General features: G+C 40.1%; 16 protein-coding genes. 10 read left to right on the top strand and 6 right to left on the bottom strand.

Features of this window, described 5'->3' with window-relative positions:
* The first annotated feature begins 26 nt into the window (after positions 1–26).
* A complete protein-coding gene (locus tag HMPREF9708_RS07855) occupies positions 27–1,136 on the top strand; it encodes a L,D-transpeptidase (protein WP_083826839.1) in 1,110 nt (369 codons plus the stop codon).
* A gap of 20 nt (positions 1,137–1,156) precedes the next feature.
* Here the strand turns inward: HMPREF9708_RS07855 and HMPREF9708_RS07850 are convergent, their stop codons facing one another.
* From HMPREF9708_RS07850 to trpS, 3 genes are all read right to left on the bottom strand, one after another.
* Positions 1,157–1,609 carry a hypothetical protein gene (locus HMPREF9708_RS07850; RefSeq protein ID WP_156798765.1) on the bottom strand — a complete coding sequence of 151 codons (453 nt, stop codon included), beginning with the start codon at positions 1,607–1,609 and terminating at the stop codon, positions 1,157–1,159.
* A gap of 46 nt (positions 1,610–1,655) precedes the next feature.
* Positions 1,656–2,252 carry an FUSC family protein gene (locus HMPREF9708_RS07845; protein WP_006308429.1) on the bottom strand — a complete coding sequence of 199 codons (597 nt, stop codon included), beginning with the start codon at positions 2,250–2,252 and terminating at the stop codon, positions 1,656–1,658.
* A 136-nt stretch (positions 2,253–2,388) separates the two neighbouring features.
* Positions 2,389–3,378: a tryptophan--tRNA ligase gene (gene trpS / locus HMPREF9708_RS02235; protein WP_006308428.1), complete on the bottom strand. Its 990-nt coding sequence runs from the start codon at positions 3,376–3,378 to the stop codon at positions 2,389–2,391.
* Between the two features lie 325 nt (positions 3,379–3,703).
* On the opposite strand from trpS, the gene spxA reads away from it, so the two are divergent.
* The 4 genes from spxA (at position 3,704) to pepF (ending at position 7,993) form a co-directional block, all read left to right on the top strand.
* Positions 3,704–4,102 (top strand): transcriptional regulator SpxA, encoded by a 399-nt coding sequence (gene spxA / locus HMPREF9708_RS02230; protein WP_006308427.1) that lies wholly within the window; start codon positions 3,704–3,706, stop codon positions 4,100–4,102.
* Between the two features lie 204 nt (positions 4,103–4,306).
* Entirely contained in the window at positions 4,307–5,035 is a 729-nt protein-coding gene (locus tag HMPREF9708_RS02225) for an adaptor protein MecA (RefSeq protein WP_006308426.1), read from the top strand.
* A 50-nt stretch (positions 5,036–5,085) separates the two neighbouring features.
* Positions 5,086–6,096 (top strand): competence protein CoiA family protein, encoded by a 1,011-nt coding sequence (locus HMPREF9708_RS02220; RefSeq protein ID WP_006308425.1) that lies wholly within the window; start codon positions 5,086–5,088, stop codon positions 6,094–6,096.
* 85 nt (positions 6,097–6,181) lie between these two features.
* A complete protein-coding gene (gene pepF, locus HMPREF9708_RS02215; RefSeq protein WP_006308424.1) occupies positions 6,182–7,993 on the top strand; it encodes an oligoendopeptidase F in 1,812 nt (603 codons plus the stop codon).
* A gap of 76 nt (positions 7,994–8,069) precedes the next feature.
* On the opposite strand, the gene trmB is transcribed toward pepF, so the two are convergent.
* The 3 genes from trmB to HMPREF9708_RS02200 all read right to left on the bottom strand — a co-directional run bounded on the left by trmB (position 8,070) and on the right by HMPREF9708_RS02200 (position 10,084).
* Positions 8,070–8,723 (bottom strand): tRNA (guanosine(46)-N7)-methyltransferase TrmB, encoded by a 654-nt coding sequence (gene trmB / locus HMPREF9708_RS02210; protein ID WP_006308423.1) that lies wholly within the window; start codon positions 8,721–8,723, stop codon positions 8,070–8,072.
* Positions 8,724–8,734: 11 nt separating this feature from the next.
* The gene (locus HMPREF9708_RS02205; protein WP_006308422.1) at positions 8,735–9,514 is read right to left on the bottom strand and encodes a phosphotransferase family protein; all 780 of its coding nucleotides are present in this window, start codon (positions 9,512–9,514) and stop codon (positions 8,735–8,737) included.
* Between the two features lie 105 nt (positions 9,515–9,619).
* Positions 9,620–10,084, bottom strand: a complete 465-nt coding sequence (locus HMPREF9708_RS02200; RefSeq protein WP_232215529.1) for a hypothetical protein — start codon at positions 10,082–10,084, stop codon at positions 9,620–9,622.
* 34 nt (positions 10,085–10,118) lie between these two features.
* Here HMPREF9708_RS02200 and pepA point away from each other — a divergent pair, with 34 nt between their 5' ends.
* The 5 genes from pepA to polA are packed head-to-tail and all read left to right on the top strand — an operon-like array spanning position 10,119 to position 16,539.
* A complete protein-coding gene (gene pepA, locus HMPREF9708_RS02195; protein WP_006308420.1) occupies positions 10,119–11,192 on the top strand; it encodes a glutamyl aminopeptidase in 1,074 nt (357 codons plus the stop codon).
* Positions 11,193–11,205: 13 nt separating this feature from the next.
* Positions 11,206–11,838, top strand: coding sequence for a YtpR family tRNA-binding protein (ytpR, locus tag HMPREF9708_RS02190; protein ID WP_006308419.1), 633 nt, complete (start codon positions 11,206–11,208; stop codon positions 11,836–11,838).
* Between the two features lie 14 nt (positions 11,839–11,852).
* On the top strand, positions 11,853–12,500 hold the full coding sequence (locus HMPREF9708_RS02185) for a hypothetical protein (protein ID WP_006308418.1): 648 nt from the start codon (positions 11,853–11,855) through the stop codon (positions 12,498–12,500).
* A complete protein-coding gene (gene murC, locus HMPREF9708_RS02180; RefSeq protein WP_006308417.1) occupies positions 12,490–13,824 on the top strand; it encodes a UDP-N-acetylmuramate--L-alanine ligase in 1,335 nt (444 codons plus the stop codon). The genes HMPREF9708_RS02185 and murC overlap by 11 nt, the downstream gene beginning before the upstream one ends.
* 51 nt (positions 13,825–13,875) lie before the next feature.
* Entirely contained in the window at positions 13,876–16,539 is a 2,664-nt protein-coding gene (polA, locus tag HMPREF9708_RS02175; RefSeq protein WP_006308416.1) for a DNA polymerase I, read from the top strand.
* Positions 16,540–16,545: the final 6 nt, after the last annotated feature.

The following is a 16,545-nucleotide window of genomic DNA, read 5'->3' as shown; positions in this document are numbered from 1 at the left end:
TATCGTACCAGACTAGGGGTGATTTGATGCGAAAAGGAAGCCTTTTGACTATGATGGTCGTCTGCTATGTGATTGGATGTATCTATTTTAAAGACCACTTCTACCGGCAAACCTTCTATCATGGCCTGTCGCTATCTTATTTAAATGCGTATCAGGCCAGTTTGAAAATTAGTCGTCAAAATAAGATTGACAAGCTAGAGAATCAAGATGCTGCTCAAGTGATCCTTCAAAGTCAGATTTTTGCCCAGAATTTTTATTTATGGCCCTGGGATTGCTGGCGGAAACATGATATTTCAGACCGGGTTGAAGCGATTCCTGATATTAAAGGAGAAGCCACAACAAATCGGAGCCTGGCGGTTGAGAGCCAATCAGATCTACTTTCACCAACAACCTCTTTTGATGATAATGATCATTTATTAAAGGAGACTGTCTTTCAGATTGAGTTTATGAATCGGTCTGTCACATTACCTTCCTTATTAATAAAAGAGCTTAAAATGATTGACATGGAGAATGAGGTAGAAGTTCGACAGCACTTGCATAATTTTTTAGCCAGTCAAGTGGGAGAACCTTTCTTGGAACAAGAGACTTATCGAAACTATCATTCTGTCTACCAAGGTGTTGTGAGGGTAGAACCAGGAACGCTTGGGGGTATAAGGATGAATAAAAGGGTCATTGATCAAATTATCAATGACCTTAGGCAGGGGTTGTCTTTTTCAAGAATAATGATATGGGTTGGCAGCCTTGCAGAAGCATGGCCAGACCGGGTTGAAGTCGACTTGAAATACCAAATGATGACTATCTTTAAAGGACATCAGATCAAGTTACAAGTGCCGATTGTGTCAGGAGGACCCCATTCATTGACAGTAGCTGGTGCTTATCAAGTATGGGCAAAAGAATCGCCAGCGCGCTTATCTGGTTATAATCCCTTGAATGCGATGGATTACCAACAGGAAGTTGATTATTGGATCGCATTTGACAACCAAGGCCAAGGCATTCATGATGCTAAATGGCAAATGAGCTTTGGGGGACCTACCTATATCTACCAAGGGTCTTTGGGTTGTATTAATGTCCCACCCTCTCGAATGACAGAGGTTTATCAATTAGTGGATTTAGGCATGCCCGTTATTATTTTTTAATAGGATAGGAAAGTGTTTTATTAATAGGTATTTGGTGAGTGGAAGTCGATTTCATCTTGTTGGTAACGCTGTTTGTAGATGCGAACTAAATGATTTAACTGGTCCAGGCTTTCTTCATAATTGATGGAACTTGATAGTATTTCAATGATTGAGTTTCCTTCTCTGATGAAGCCATCTGGATTAAATTCTTCATAGCTCTTAGTATGTTCAAAGAACATATGGATGTATTGCTCTCTTAATTCTGCTTCAATGGACAGGTAATTGACTGTCTCAACTCCAACTTTACCATAAAATTTTAAAATAATTTGTTCATGTCCCGACATCAGTGTCTCGACTCTTTCTCTAAAATGATGACGCATTTCGTCAGGGAAATGGTCAAAGGCTTGAGAATGACGATGGACAGCCTGAAGGAGATTGAGGGCTAACTGACTCGTCTCTTTCATTTTACGATAAACCACCAATTTTCGGCTCATCTCAACACGTTGCTTAGCTGTGAATAACCAGTCTTGTTTGAGCAGATCAAAATAATACTGGCATTGATCCAACTGATCTTGCGCTCTTAGGAGGTCTTTCTTTAAACGATGGTACTCCGTATTTTTTACGTAAGGCAGCGCGCAAAAGAATCAAAATTTCAAGGGTGGTGGATTCTAAGATAGAGAAGAAGTGATGGTCATATTTTGGTGGAAAGATTAGCCAATTCACTAAGAAAGATACAATAACGCCGATTGAGGTTTCGAGCACCCGAAGACTGGCGTATTGAATTGGGTTGCTGCCTGCTCCGAGCATGATGACTGCGATATTAATGACGGTTAAAGGAATCACATTGGTCAATTTTAATCCATTCAGAAGGGAAATGGCCAGGATACAGGTAAGGCCAATTGTGATAGGTGAAGCATTTAGCGTCAATAGTATTGTAACTGCGAATAGGCCCCCGATAATATTTGCGATAATACGGTAGCATAGAGTTTCAAAGGATTTTCGGACAGAAGGCTGAGTTGAAAGGCTCGCACCAATCGCAGCTAAACTACCGCTTACATCCGGAATGAGCAGATGCGAACAGAGGATAGCCAAGGTAATCGCGAGTCCAGTTTTTAAGACACGAGCGCCTATTTTCATTCTTAACTCCTTAATGTTCTTATTGGTCCTTATTGAAAAGTGGACGATGGGACGGCTGGATAGGTAGTTGACCGGGTGATCCAATTATAAAAAGAGTAAGATCAGTAGTGAAACTGATCTTATCGGTAAAGGTATTTTAATGATAGGCGATACCAAGCGATTTTTCCATGCTAGCTAGGGTTTGATTGGCCACTTGATTGGCTTTTACCGCTCCGTCTTGGAGAATATCATAGAGGTCATCCGATTCCATTAATTGGTTATAGCGGGTTTGAATGGGCTCGATTATCGAAACGATTAAATCAGCTAAATCCGTCTTAAAGGCACCATAGCCAGTATCATGATAATCTTCAACAATACGATCGATGGCCTTTCCACTGAGGCTGGCATAGATTTCAAGTAGGTTGGCGATAGCTGGTTGATTTTCCTTGTCATAATGAACCTGTCCAATAGAGTCTGTCATGGCAGATTTGACTTTTTTGATAATGACCTTAGGTTCATCCAACATTGAGACGAAGGCCTTATGGTTGGAGTCCGATTTGGACATTTTTTGTGAGGGGTTTTGTAAGCTCATTACGCGTTTGCCGGATGTTGGGAAGATCCCTTCAGGTTTAATGAGGAGACCATCACCGAACCGACTGTTGAATTTATCAACAAAATTTCTGGCCAGTTCCAGGTGCTGTTTTTGATCATCTCCAACAGGGACATACTTCGCTCTATGTAAAATGATATCCCCAGTCATAAGGGCAGGATAACACAATAATCCGGCATTTACTGCTTGTTTTTTAGCAGACTTATCTTTAAATTGTGTCATACGTTCCAGCTCTCCTAAGCCCATCAAGCAAGTAATGAGCCAACCTGCTTGAGCATGGGCAGGAACATCAGATTGGACAAAGATCGTCGATTTCTTAGGATCTAAACCGATTGCAATATAAAGAGCGGCCAATTGTTTCGTTCTTAAACGAAGGGTATCTGGGTCCTGAGGGACGGTAATCGCATGTTGATTAACGATGCAATAGGTCGCATTGTACTGATCCTGTAGGTCGACAAAAGCTTTCATTGCACCAATGTAATTCGCAATGGTGGGTATTCCTGAGGGTTGGACGCCTGAAAATATATTTTCTTTCATAGTGACCTCTTTCTATCCTGTTTACTTTTATATAAGTCTATTATAGCTAAATTTTAATTTAATTGCCAGATAGGGTAGCTGTCATGCTTACTAAATGAGGACTCTTTAAGCGGTAAAACACCTTTTCTATTAAGGACTATTTATAGAAGCTTCCTATATAAGGTAAAAAGATGGTATTGTTCAAGTTTGATTACAATGTTATAATAATCTTGTAAAGGTGATGTTCGTTAAGTGAGAAGCAGATGTCCCTTTATAATGTAGCCAAACTAAAATTAGATATATGTACGTAAGAAGTGAGAACATGTACTAAAGAGAGGAGCACCCTATGGTAACCTTATATGTCACTCCCAGTTGTACGTCATGTAGAAAGGCTCGCGCATGGCTAGAAGAGCATGAAATTCCTTATCAAGAGCGTAATATCTTTACGGAACCTTTAACGATGAATGAAATTAAATATATTTTGCGCATGACAGAAGAAGGAACTGAAGATATCGTCTCAACGCGCTCCAAGGCATACTCTGAATTAAATATCGAGTTAAGTGAATTACCACTTCACGATTTTTATCAGTTGCTTCAAGACCAACCAGGTCTTCTGCGACGTCCGATTATAATAGATGAGAAGCGACTACAAATTGGGTATAATGAAGACGAAATTCGAAGATTTTTACCTAGAGAAGTTAGAGCGCGTGAGTTAAGAAGAGCGCGTATGCTGGTGAATGAATAATTGAGATATTTTACTTCAGAAAGTTATTGAGACCTAGAGATTCATCGAATCTCTAGGCTTTTTTTGAAAGGAGCTTAGCTTGGCATTGAAAGGGATTCGCTTGAAAGACTAGGGGGTTTTTGCTAAGATAGTCTAACGCTGGTACAATTCTTTATAAGTGATCTGATAAGTTGTATAATGATAGTAGAGGTGGAGGTGACTAGCATGGAAATGGAACACATTAATGAGAATTTGATCAAGGTATTGATTGAGTCTGAGGATCTAGAAGAAAGAGGGATTGATTTCCTTGATTTAATTGGGGATCAATCGCGGATTGAGAAATTTTTCTATTCGATCTTAGAAGAAGTCGATGTTGACCATCACTTCCATGACACAGAAGCAGTGACCTTTCAGGTCATTCCTAATAGCAATGGCCTTGAACTCTATATTAGTCGTGCAAACTTAGATGAAATGGATGAGATCTGGGATGAAGAGTTAACTCGCAGGTTCAAAGAACAGAGAGAGACTTTGAAAGACCAATTATTGAACCAACAGAAGGCTCGAAAAAATCAGAAAGATTCTCGACCTACAAAGCATCCGACCCAACAATTTATGAATCGGTTGAATGAGCGACTGTCTAACAAGCCCCAGGAATTGGGTGAAGAGGAAGAAACTGTTGAAATTATCAAATTTAACCAATTAGATGATTTCTTAAAGCTTGCGCGGGAGATTCCAAGTGATTTGATCGAAGCAGATCTTTATCATCTGGACCATGCCTATTATCTAGTAGTCTATAATATTGATCAAGCCGTCAAGACAGTTTATCAAGCAGATCATCTTTTAATGATTCTTGAATATGGTGAAGTTGTCAACACAACTGTTGGGTTACTAGAAGAACATGGCCATCTTCTACGTCAAGAAGATGCCTTAAGCTTCTTTGGTCAAACATTCTAAAAACGCAAACCCTCCCTTTTAAATGTATTTAATTTAAAGGGAGGGTTTTTATGTACGCCGCTTTAAATGAAGATAGGGACTTAGTCTATGCTAGAGAAGCGCTTGATAATCACCATTATTTCTGTCCAAAGTGTGGACAAAAACTTGAGCTTAGACGATCAATCAGGCATAATAAGTTTTTTCGTCACCAAAGTGCTTGTGGCAATCGCTCTCAAGTAAGCCGCCAAGAGTCTCAAATCCACCAAACTGGTAAACGGCTCATCTTAGAAAATGCTCGATCCCATGGCTATGTTGCTAAATTAGAATATAAGATCCGCGCTCTAGACCAAATAGTGGATGTTATTATTATGAATCAAGAAATATTATCCATCTGGGAGTTTCAAAAATCAAAGATTAGCCATGAAGTCTTGGAAAGTCGGCATAATCAATATTTGAAGATTAGCCCCGAGGTCTATTGGATTATAGCAGACCAAGAACTCGCTAGGCCGTATTCTTCTTGGTTCAAGTCAAATGTCCATTACTGTTCAGAATGGGGACACTATCTAATCACCCTCAATACCCAGGCTAACTGCCTAAAAATTTACCACCATCTTCCGACCATAGTATCAAAAGACACTTATCATCTGAACTTTTATCAATTGGATCATGGTGAGGATTGGCAGGACTTTCTTCGGCAAAAAAAGTCAAGTGCAAATTTAACAAGAAGCTATCAAAGGCGTCCATATGACCGGATTCATTCGATTTTGAAAAACCCTTCGTATGCTTTTCACCTCAAGAGAATTTATCAAGAGGGCCTGACCCTAGGTCAATTTCCTCCGTGGATTTTTCAAAGAGCATGGGAGGTCCTCTACTTTAAGGAAGCAGGTTGGATCGTTTTGACCTGGGCCTATCTCGCCATGAGGAAGAAGATAGATGAAGAGGCTTTGACTGTGCATTTGACCCGCGGACTAGCAGAGGGAGTCTTACACCTGCAAGAAAATGTTTTTATTCGTGGATCGATCATTGACCAAGCAAGCCACATGATTTACAACTTGTTCAAAAGGCTAGATCAATCATTATAAATAGGTGAGAGTTAATGTAAAGGCTAACATTAAAGCGCTTTATATGTTAAAATATAACCATTAGAGAAAAAAAGGAGTGGATATAATGTCAGCGAAACAAACAGGAAAGCGTTCTGAGACTCCAGAAAAGTACACCTGGGATTTAGCCGCTATGTACAAAGATCAAGCGACTTATGATCAAGCCTTTAAAAAAGGACAAACAGCTGTGGAAGGCTTAAAAGAACTCGAAGGGACTTTGGGTAAGAGCCCAGAATCTTTAGCTAAAGCTATTGAAACATATTTTGATACCTTGCGAGAAGTAGAAAATCTCTATGTTTATGCACACTTAGTGAATGATCAAGATCAAACAGTCTCTGCTTCTCAGGCACTTGAAGCAAAGGCTTTACAGCTTTATAGTGAGTTTGGCCAAAATGTTGCTTTCTTCCAGCCTGAACTGTTAGCAATTCCTGAAGATCAATTAGAAAGCTTTATTGATCAGAATGAACAGTTACAAGGGTATCGCCATTATCTAGAGGATGTCAATCGGTTTAGACCTCATGTATTGAGTCATTCAGAAGAATTGATGTTAGCAAAGGCGAGTGAAGTGTTTGCGACAGCCAGTAAGACATTTAGCCTCTTGAGTGATGCAGATCTTAAATTCCCTGCGATACAAGATGAAAATGATGAAACGATTCAGTTGACCCATTCTCTTTATGGCAAAATGTTAGAAAGTAAAGACCGGCGTGTTCGTCGAGACACCTTTAAAGAGTACTATACAATCTATGATCAATTTAAGAATACTTTCGCAAGCCTGATTACGGGAGAGATTAAGCTTCACAACTATGAGGCACAGGTTCGCCATTATGATTCAGCCCGTCATGCTGCACTCTTCAATAATAATATTCCAGAAGCAGTTTATGACACTTTAATTGATGCTGTTCATTCTCGGCTAGACCTATTACATCGCTATGTTCATTTACGTAAAGACTTGCTCGAAGTTGATGATTTGGAAATGTATGATATGTACACTCCTCTGCTAGGAGAAGCTCCAATTAAGGTAACCTATGAAGAGGCGCAATCGATCGTTCTTGAGGCAGTTAAGCCAATGGGTGAAGACTACGTTCAAATCATTAAAGAAGCTTTTAGTGAACGTTGGATCGATTTATATGAAAATATCGGTAAACGTTCAGGAGCTTATTCTCATGGTACTGTCGATTCAAAACCCTATATCCTCATGAATTGGCAGGATAGTATCAACCACCTTTATACCTTGATTCATGAGCTAGGCCACTCTGCCCACACCTATCTAGCAGGGAAGAATCAACCCTTTATTTATTCTGGCTATCCTATTTTCCTTGCAGAAATTGCTTCAACAACCAATGAAAATTTACTGACTTATTATCTATTAGATAAATATGATGATCCTAAGATCCGCTTATATATTATTAATAATTTCTTAGATGGAGCGAAGGGCTCTGTCTTTAGACAGACACAATTTGCTGAGTTTGAGCATTTTATGCATGTTGAGGATGCTAAAGGGACACCGTTGACTCAAGACTTCTTGTCAGAAAACTACCGGGAATTAAATGCGAAATACTATGGTCCGGGTGTGAACTCTGATTCTGAAATTGCCTTAGAGTGGTCACGAATTCCTCATTTCTACTACAATTATTATGTCTTCCAATATGCGACAGGCTTTTCAGCGGCTACCTATTTTGCTGCTAAGATTTATGAGGGTGATCAAGAAACCTTGACCTCATATAAGGATCATTTCCTAAAATCAGGCTCATCTAAGTATCCAATTGATACGATGAAGGCAGCGGGACTCGATATGACGCAAGAAGATTATATTCTTAAGACCTTAGATTTATTTGAAGAACGATTAAATGAATTCGAAAGTCTACTAAAAGACCAGTAAGAACCTAAGCAAAACCCCTTCGTGCTTTTAATTAAGCGCGAAGGGGTTTTTAATGTGGATTGAATAACAAGAGATCCTAATTATTTGAATCTTGGGGCCAGTATGCTTCTAAGCGGTAGATAGGTTGCCCTTTTTGCGAGAATTTCTCCTCATATTCTGTTGGAACATTTCCTTCGAAGTCACTATGATGTAAATCTAACCACACTTGACGGAAACAATAACCAAATTGGCTGATCGAAGCAAGGGAGTATTCAAAAAGTCCTTGGTTGTCTGTTTTGAAATGAATCTCCCCCTCTGGATCCATGATGTCTTTATATTGAGCTAAGAAACGTGGAGCTGTTAAGCGACGCTTAGCATGCTTTGTTTTGGGCCATGGATCAGAAAAGTTTAAATAAACGCGGTTGACTTCTCCTTTAGCAAAGAAATGATCTAAATCGCCGCCGTGGGCATTAAGAATTTGTAAGTTGGGTAAGTGGGCTTGGATTTGCAGTTCTAAGATTGAAACGGCGACACTGGTTTGAAGTTCAATGGCTAGATAATTAATAGTAGGATTCTTTCGCGCCATCTCAACGATAAATTGGCCTTTTCCAGAGCCAACCTCAATATGTAAGGGTTGCCTCTGTTCAAAACGAGATTGCCATTTCCCCTTAATTAATTCTGGCTGATCGACAACGTATTGAGGATAAGACTTCAGTTTATCGGCAGCCCATGGTTTATGCCGTAAGCGCATGACTAGCCTCCTTAATTTTCATAGATATTTTGCAACAACATAACCGTTTCATTTAATTGATAATGGCGGTCTTCAGAGAAGTACTGCTTAATCAGATTCAAACAGGCGAGCATGCTATACCATTTAACGCGCTTATTAAAAGAATCTGTTCTGTTAAAATTATAAATTTTCAACCATTCATTCCATCGGCTAGGCGGGAAATAGCGGCACAATAGGAAACAAATATCGTAAAGAGGATCTGCTATTTTAACATTATCCCAGTCAACTAGGTAGAGGTGCTGGTCGGCAGTCATCAGGAAGTTATTATGGTTCAAGTCACCGTGGCAGATAACGTAGGGAACCGTTAGGAAATCTTCATCAATCATTTGTTCCATCTGATAGATTACCCGATTAAAAAAGCGGTGACCCTGTAAAGATACCGGTAAATCTTCGTAGTATAAGCGAATCAGGTCCTGGGGAGTATATTCATGGGCTTGAATTTTTTTTAAGAGTGCCAGAAGGGTTTCATTATGATGAATAGAGTGGATTAGCTGAATCACTGGCTCATAGATCATATCTTCTTTTTTCAGTATTTGGCCATCTTCCCATTCTTGAGCTGTTAAGATATCACCAGAATAGGTTCGTTGTGTCCATTTTAATTTAGGAGTGATCCCCTCAGCAGCTAAGGCAGCAATAAATGGCGAGGTGTTTCTTTTAAAGAAAACTTTTTCATCATGACTAACGCCCATAAAGGCTTGTCCAGTATTGCCATTAAGTGGGGTCATTTGCCATTCTTGGCTATCATGATACATCGTCTCACTCCTCAAAATTTAATCAGTAATTTTTATTGTAACATGACTGCCATGAGGGTCAATATAAAAAAGTGTTTTTCTATCAAGTAGAAAAACACGAAGAGTTTATTTTGCTTGGGCAAGGTAAGTGTTAATGATTTCGCCAGTATAAATATCGGTAGCAAAAGCATAGTAAAAAGTTTCTTCCCCTTCAACTCGTGTGATTCCCCCCATATAAACTAAGGGTTTTGAATCAAATCCATTATATTCAACTGGATCATAATCGATCCAAGAACCGATCACTTTACCATTTTTTGAAAATTCTTCTACGACTTTATGAAGGACTTTTCCAGCGTGTAGCGGTTTGTTTTCCTTATATAATAAACTACCAGCTGCTCCAATAATAATACCGGAAATTAAGACAAGTGTTCCGATGAAGTTGTTCTTCTTCTGTGTCATCAGCATTTCTCCCATCATCAAGATAATAAAAAAATCATACCATAAATTTCTAAATAAATATAGCAAGCCGGATGCAGCGTGAATTGCTTTTAGTCCTTGTTTATGACAAAATAGTTTAGAAGCATGATTCAATTTTTAGGGAGGGAGTAGCACCGCTACGAATAGTATGAATGAAGAAACTTACAAATTAATTCAAGAAGTAACAGAGTTACAAGGAATATCTGGCAATGAGGGTCGGGTTCGTCAATATATGAAGCAAGAGATGGAAGGACTGGTGGATGAGCTCCATACCTCCAGTCTAGGTAATCTTATTGGAATTAAGCACAGTCAAAACAAACAGGCTCCACGGATTATGATCGCCGCTCATATGGATGAGGTTGGTTTTATGGTGCGCAATATAACAGACCGCGGTCTAATTCAGGTGACCCCAATTGGAGGATGGAATCCTTACGTGATTAGTGCGCAACGTTATACCCTAATGACTCAGAAGGGAGATTATCCCATTGTATCAGGGGCGATTCCTCCACATTTGCTTAGAGATCAAGATAAACAGACTCCAATTAAACCAGATTCGATCTTATTTGATGCGGGCTTCGTATCAAAAGAGGAGGCTGAAGAATATGGCGTGCGACCAGGAGATGCGATTGTGCCAGATGTGAAGACAATTAAGACGGCCAATGGTCAGTCCGTTATCGGAAAAGCTTGGGATAATCGCTATGGATGCGCTGCTGTCATTGAGGTCTTACGAGCAATTAAGGATGAGGTTCTTGATAGTGAATTGATTATTGGGGCTTCAGTTCAAGAGGAAGTTGGCTTAAGGGGTATTCGTGGAGCTATTCATGAATTCAAACCTGATATCTTTATTGCAGTGGATTGCTCGCCAGCTAATGATACAGAAAAGGCTACTTCGTCTGAAGGGCAATTAGGGAAAGGCTTTTTATTAAGGATTCAAGATCCTGGCATGATTACTCATAAGGGCTTGAGAGAATATATTGAAGATCAGGCCAAGGAAGAATCGATCCCTTACCAATATTTCTTCTCAAAGGGCGGTACCGATGCGGGTGCAGCTCATGTGATGAATAATGGTGTTCCAAGTGCGGTCATTGGTGTTCCAGCTCGCTATATTCATGGACACCAATCGCTGTATACTCTAGCGGATTACCAAGCTGCGAAGGATATGCTTTTAGCATTGATTCGTAACTTTGATCAAGAAGCCTTGTTAACAATTAAGAATGCCTGAAGGGAGATAAACGATGCCATTTTTAAGTTTCTATAATCCGACTGGAATCGGGGACACTTTGATTTTGACTGCAGGTTCTTGTGATAAAGCACTGCGGTTCGTTGAAACAAATGACTCAATCACTGTGATTAAGAATAAAGAGAGCCAAGCGATTATTGGAATAAATATTTTTAATATTTCAGACCATTTAGAAATAGATGGCCAAGGCCAAGTTTTTCTGACCGACGATCAAGTGGCGACTATCAATCAACTATTAAAAACAGCAAATTTTGATTTTGAAGTAACAGTTGATAATCAGCCTAAATTTGTAGTGGGTGAAGTGGAAGAGTGTGTGGACCATGAAGATTCAGATCATTTACATATCACTAAGACTCGAGTAGCACCTGATGAAGTGTTACAAATTGTGTGTGGGGCACCTAATATCGGCCAAGGGCTCAAAGTCTTAGTCGCTAAGACGGGAGCTGTCATGCCATCTGGTATGATTATTTGGCCGGGTGAATTAAGAGGGGTCTCATCAGATGGTATGATCTGTTCGACACGAGAGTTAGGGCTAGAGGATATAGAGAACTATCCAGGAATTTGGGAATTATCTAGTAAATTTGAACCAGGAACACCGCTTGACCAGGTAGTCGAACTTTATCGGTAAGGTGAGGGAATAGGATGAACGATTCGGATTACAAGGGGCCTGTTTATCGGTCGCAAGATAAAAAAATGAAATCCACTTTGGCTAACAGAAGTTTTCACAAGCCGATTTTGTCCGATCAGGCGCTCGAGATACCAGCTTATGTTAAGAAAAATCCAAGTCATAAGAATTGGGGAAGCCAGACTGGTCAGCGAAGTGAGACCTCTTCATTGACTCAATCAGACTGGCCGAGTAATCAATCAACTTTTCCAGTGAATGACCGTCATCCTGAATTGTCGTCTAACAGACCATCCAAAGCGGAAAGAGAAAGCTCGATTCCTTTCTTAGAAAAAAAGAACCAGTCGAGTAGCTTATCTAATGATCAATTAAATAAAAGGCTACAAGAGCATGCTGATAGGGATTCATCTGTGCAAACAAGCTATATGGATACCATCCCCAGTCAAGCGACCAGTCGGTGGAAGGATCTTCGAGAAGAAGCTTTGAAAAATGAGGCAAGAAATACGGAAAGTAGAACTTCTAGCTTAAGAAATCAAGATCAGTCATTTGCTGACAAACCGATTGAAGCACATTCGAGTGTTGAGGTGAGTCGGGAACTGTTACAAAGACTTGTTAAACCAAAAGACAAATATATATTGCTTGAAGAAGGGACGCAATATGATGAATAAAGATACGATTTATCATTTCGTAGGTATTAAAGGATCCGGCATGTCCGCATTGGCTCTGATTCTGCATGGAGAAGGTTACCGAGTACAAGGATCAGATGTCGGTAAATATTTCTTTACTCAGCAGGAGCTTGAACGCCAGCATATTAAACTCATGGATTTTACTCCGGAAAATATCACAGAAGACTTGACGATTATTGCGGGAAATGCCTTCGATGATAACCATCCAGAATTAGTTAAGGCACGCTCGCTTAACCTGCCCATTTATCGCTATCATGATTTTCTTGGCGATTTGATTGAACGCTATACGTCTGTTGCGGTAACAGGTTCACATGGTAAGACATCTACCACAGGGCTCTTGGCGCACACACTCAAGCAGCTAGCCCCCTTGTCTTATTTAATAGGAGATGGCACGGGCTATGGGGATGAAAAGGCGGATTACTTTGTTTTGGAAGCTTGCGAGTACCGCCGTCATTTTCTTGCTTATCAACCGGACTATGCGATTATAACCAATGTTGATTTTGATCATCCGGACTATTACCAATCGATCGATGATGTCTTTAATGCCTTTCAAGTATTTGCCAGTCAGGCTAAAAAAGGCATTATTGCTTGTGGAGAAGATTCATATTTGGCCCAATTAGAAGTGGATCATCCGATCTACTACTATGGTTTTTCACCAGACCATACAATTTATGCTGCAAATATTGATCGGAATGAGGCTGGGTCTAATTTTGAGGTTTTTATTGAAGGAAAATTATTTGGTGAGTTTTATCTTCCTTCTTACGGTGAGCATAATATTTTGAATGCATTATCGGTTATTGCCTTTTTATACCTTGAAGGCTTTGGAGCCAAAGAGATAGCAACTCATTTAGCTACCTTCCAAGGAGTTAAACGACGGTTTTCAGAGAAGAAAGTCCAAAACCTGATCATGATTGATGACTATGCACACCATCCCAGTGAGATCCGGGCAACGATTGATGCAGCCAAGCAGAAATATCCTAATCGAAAAGTTGTTGCGATTTTTCAACCACATACCTTCTCACGTACTGTTGCCCTGTTAAAAGACTTTGCAGAAGCATTGTCTTTAGCTGATCATGTACATCTAGTGGATATTTTTACATCGGCCCGTGAGACGAGCGGTGAGGTTAAGATAGAAGATCTCGCTTCTATGATTAATGAACGTGTTGAGATTATCTCAAGTGACCACTTGTCTCCCCTGATGGAATATCAAGATGAAGTCTTACTCTTTATGGGAGCAGGGGATATTGATAATCTAGCTCGTCAATTTGAACAAGCATACGGTGCACTACATCCTAAACGGTTATAACAATACGACACATGGCTGGTAGATCCAGCCTTTTTCAATAAGGAGGACGCCATGACACAAAGAAGAATTTTGTTGATTGATGGTTCAAGTTTAGCTTTTCGAGCTTTCTTTTCAATTACGGACCTGGATCGATTTCAGAATCAGAACGGTCTTCATACGAACGCTATCTTTTCTTTTAAACGAATGTTAGATAATGTCCTAGACCAGTTTGACCCGACACATGTGTTAGTTGCCTTCGATAAGAGCAATGTCACTTTTAGAACTCAGAAATATGCAGATTATAAGCTCGGTAGACAGAAGACCCCGAGTGAATTTAGGGAACAACTCCCTTACTTTAGAGTTTTATTAGATGGATATGGGATTCCCTATTATGATCTGTTAAATTACGAAGCGGATGATATTATCGGCACACTTGCGCATCAAGCAAGTGAAGAGGACCAAGTGATCATTCTTTCGGGTGATAAAGATTTAACCCAATTAGCAGCAGACCATCGAACGGTCTATATTACCCGCCGAGGTGTGTCGGATTTAGAAGCCTACACTCCGGCTACGATACAGGAAAAATGGGGCATTACCCCTCAACAGATTATCGATATGAAAGGCTTGATGGGGGATACATCGGATAATTATCCTGGTGTAAGACGGATTGGTGAGAAGACGGCACTCAAGCTACTCCATCAGTTTGGGTCTGTTGAAGATTTATATGAGCAGTTAGATGAACTCAAACCTTCAAAAATGAAGGAGAATTTGATAGCAGACAAGGATCAGGCATTCTTAAGTAAAGACTTAGCCCAGATTCATTGCCAAGTCCCCTTAGAGATCGGTCTGGAGGATCTTAAGAGGAAGGAAGTCAATTCAGACTTACTTTTAAAACTGTATCAAGAAATGGATTTCCGTTCTTTCTTGAAGGACATGGTCGATTCAAGCCCGACTCATCAGCTTACTGATACAAAAGCTCAAGATGTTCCCTATAAGATTCAATGGGTCAGCGAGATTACGCCCTCGATGTTAGTGGACAAGGTCGCTTATTATAGTGAGACACTGGATGACAATTATCATTTTGCACCCATTGAAGCCATTGCTTGGTATGACTATCAAAACCATCAGGTCTATGTGACCGAGGCGAGTCTGGCTTTTGAAAACCCCATTTTCTGTCAATGGCTGTCTAATCCTGACAAAAAAAAGATTTTCTATGACTATAAGCGTGAGGCGGTACTTGCCAGCCGTTATGATTGTCAAGTTAAGGGATTAGATATGGATATCCAACTGGCGCGTTATCTCGTCGACACCAATAATCAACATCGTTTCAAGGAGATTGCTGAATTTATTGGATCTTCTATTCCCATTCAAGATGACGAGGTCATTTATGGGAAAGGAAGCAAGAAAAAGATTCCTAGTGACAAGGAATTATTTTATCAGCATTTAGCCTATAAGTTACAAATTTTATATCAAGCGAAGGGTCCCCTCAAAAACCAATTGAACCAGGTCGAAATGACCCAGCTATATGATGAAATGGAAATTCCCTTAGCCAAAAGTCTGGCTCAAACTGAAATAACGGGTGTTAAGGTGGACCGTCAAATCCTAGAAGACAAAGATCGTCAGTTACAAGTCCAACTGGATAGAATGCAGGCTGAAATTCATGAGATGGCGGGCGGAGACTTTAACTTGAATTCTCCTAAGCAACTAGGTGAAGTCCTCTTTGAACGATTGGAGTTACCAGTCATTAAGAAGACTAAGACAGGCTATTCGACAGCTGCTGATGTCTTAGAGAAGTTAATCGACCATCACCCAATTATTCAAGCGATTCTTGATTATCGTCAATTAGCGAAGCTTCAATCAACCTACTTGAAGGGGCTGCCGCCATTTATTAAGGAAGACGGTAAGATTCACACCCGCTATGTTCAAACTTTAACTCAGACGGGCCGTTTATCTTCGACCGACCCTAACTTACAAAACATTCCGATTCGGATTGAAGAAGGGCGTTTGATTCGTCAGGCCTTTGTTCCGGCACATGAAGACTGGCAAATGTTTGGTGCCGATTACTCCCAAATTGAACTTCGGGTCCTAGCCCATATGGCACAAGATGAGCATATGATCCAAGCTTTTATTGAAGGTGAAGATATTCATTCGACCACTGCCCGTCGTGTCTTTGGTCTAGCAGCGGAAGAGCCAGTTTCTTCAGAACATCGACGTCAGGCTAAAGCAGTCAATTTTGGAATAGTCTATGGCATTTCAGATTATGGCCTTTCTCAAAATTTGAACATTCCTCGTAAGGAAGCAAAAAAGTTTATCGACCGCTACTTTGAACAATTTCCAAAAATTGCAGACTATATGGAAGAAATTGTCCAATCAGCACGGACGCACGGTTATGTTCAGACACTTTTTAATCGACGTCGTTACTTACCTGATATTCATGCTTCGAATTTTAATGTTCGGTCTTTTGCTGAAAGAACTGCGATGAATTCTCCCATTCAAGGAACGGCTGCAGATATTATTAAAATTGCAATGGTGAACTTGAATAAAGCACTTGACCAAGAAGAATTGAAGTCTCGGATCATTCTTCAGGTGCATGACGAGTTGATTTTGGAAGGGCCGCGAGATGAAATGGAACGATTAGAAGTTTTAGTTCCTCAAGTAATGGAATCCGCTTGTAATTTATCAGTCCCCCTAAAAGTTGATTATCATATCGGGGATAATTGGTATGACTTAAAGTAACCCCTT

This window comes from Facklamia languida CCUG 37842, from assembly GCF_000245795.1.
In the GTDB taxonomy this organism is placed as follows: domain Bacteria; phylum Bacillota; class Bacilli; order Lactobacillales; family Aerococcaceae; genus Facklamia; species Facklamia languida.
The sequence above is the reverse complement of the archived record's forward strand: the minus strand, read 5'-3'. Positions and strand labels throughout refer to the sequence as shown.

Excerpts from the sequence above, each read along its gene's own strand:
- HMPREF9708_RS07855 (WP_083826839.1), top strand. The coding sequence starts at position 27 with ATGCGAAAAGGAAGCCTTTTGACTATGATGGTCGTCTGCTATGTGATT.
- HMPREF9708_RS07850 (WP_156798765.1), bottom strand. The coding sequence starts at position 1,609 with ATGAGCCGAAAATTGGTGGTTTATCGTAAAATGAAAGAGACGAGTCAG.
- HMPREF9708_RS07845 (WP_006308429.1), bottom strand. The coding sequence starts at position 2,252 with ATGAAAATAGGCGCTCGTGTCTTAAAAACTGGACTCGCGATTACCTTG.
- trpS (WP_006308428.1), bottom strand. The coding sequence starts at position 3,378 with ATGAAAGAAAATATATTTTCAGGCGTCCAACCCTCAGGAATACCCACC.
- spxA (WP_006308427.1), top strand. The coding sequence starts at position 3,704 with ATGGTAACCTTATATGTCACTCCCAGTTGTACGTCATGTAGAAAGGCT.
- HMPREF9708_RS02225 (WP_006308426.1), top strand. The coding sequence starts at position 4,307 with ATGGAAATGGAACACATTAATGAGAATTTGATCAAGGTATTGATTGAG.
- HMPREF9708_RS02220 (WP_006308425.1), top strand. The coding sequence starts at position 5,086 with ATGTACGCCGCTTTAAATGAAGATAGGGACTTAGTCTATGCTAGAGAA.
- pepF (WP_006308424.1), top strand. The coding sequence starts at position 6,182 with ATGTCAGCGAAACAAACAGGAAAGCGTTCTGAGACTCCAGAAAAGTAC.
- trmB (WP_006308423.1), bottom strand. The coding sequence starts at position 8,723 with ATGCGCTTACGGCATAAACCATGGGCTGCCGATAAACTGAAGTCTTAT.
- HMPREF9708_RS02205 (WP_006308422.1), bottom strand. The coding sequence starts at position 9,514 with ATGTATCATGATAGCCAAGAATGGCAAATGACCCCACTTAATGGCAAT.
- pepA (WP_006308420.1), top strand. The coding sequence starts at position 10,119 with ATGAATGAAGAAACTTACAAATTAATTCAAGAAGTAACAGAGTTACAA.
- ytpR (WP_006308419.1), top strand. The coding sequence starts at position 11,206 with ATGCCATTTTTAAGTTTCTATAATCCGACTGGAATCGGGGACACTTTG.
- HMPREF9708_RS02185 (WP_006308418.1), top strand. The coding sequence starts at position 11,853 with ATGAACGATTCGGATTACAAGGGGCCTGTTTATCGGTCGCAAGATAAA.
- murC (WP_006308417.1), top strand. The coding sequence starts at position 12,490 with ATGATGAATAAAGATACGATTTATCATTTCGTAGGTATTAAAGGATCC.
- polA (WP_006308416.1), top strand. The coding sequence starts at position 13,876 with ATGACACAAAGAAGAATTTTGTTGATTGATGGTTCAAGTTTAGCTTTT.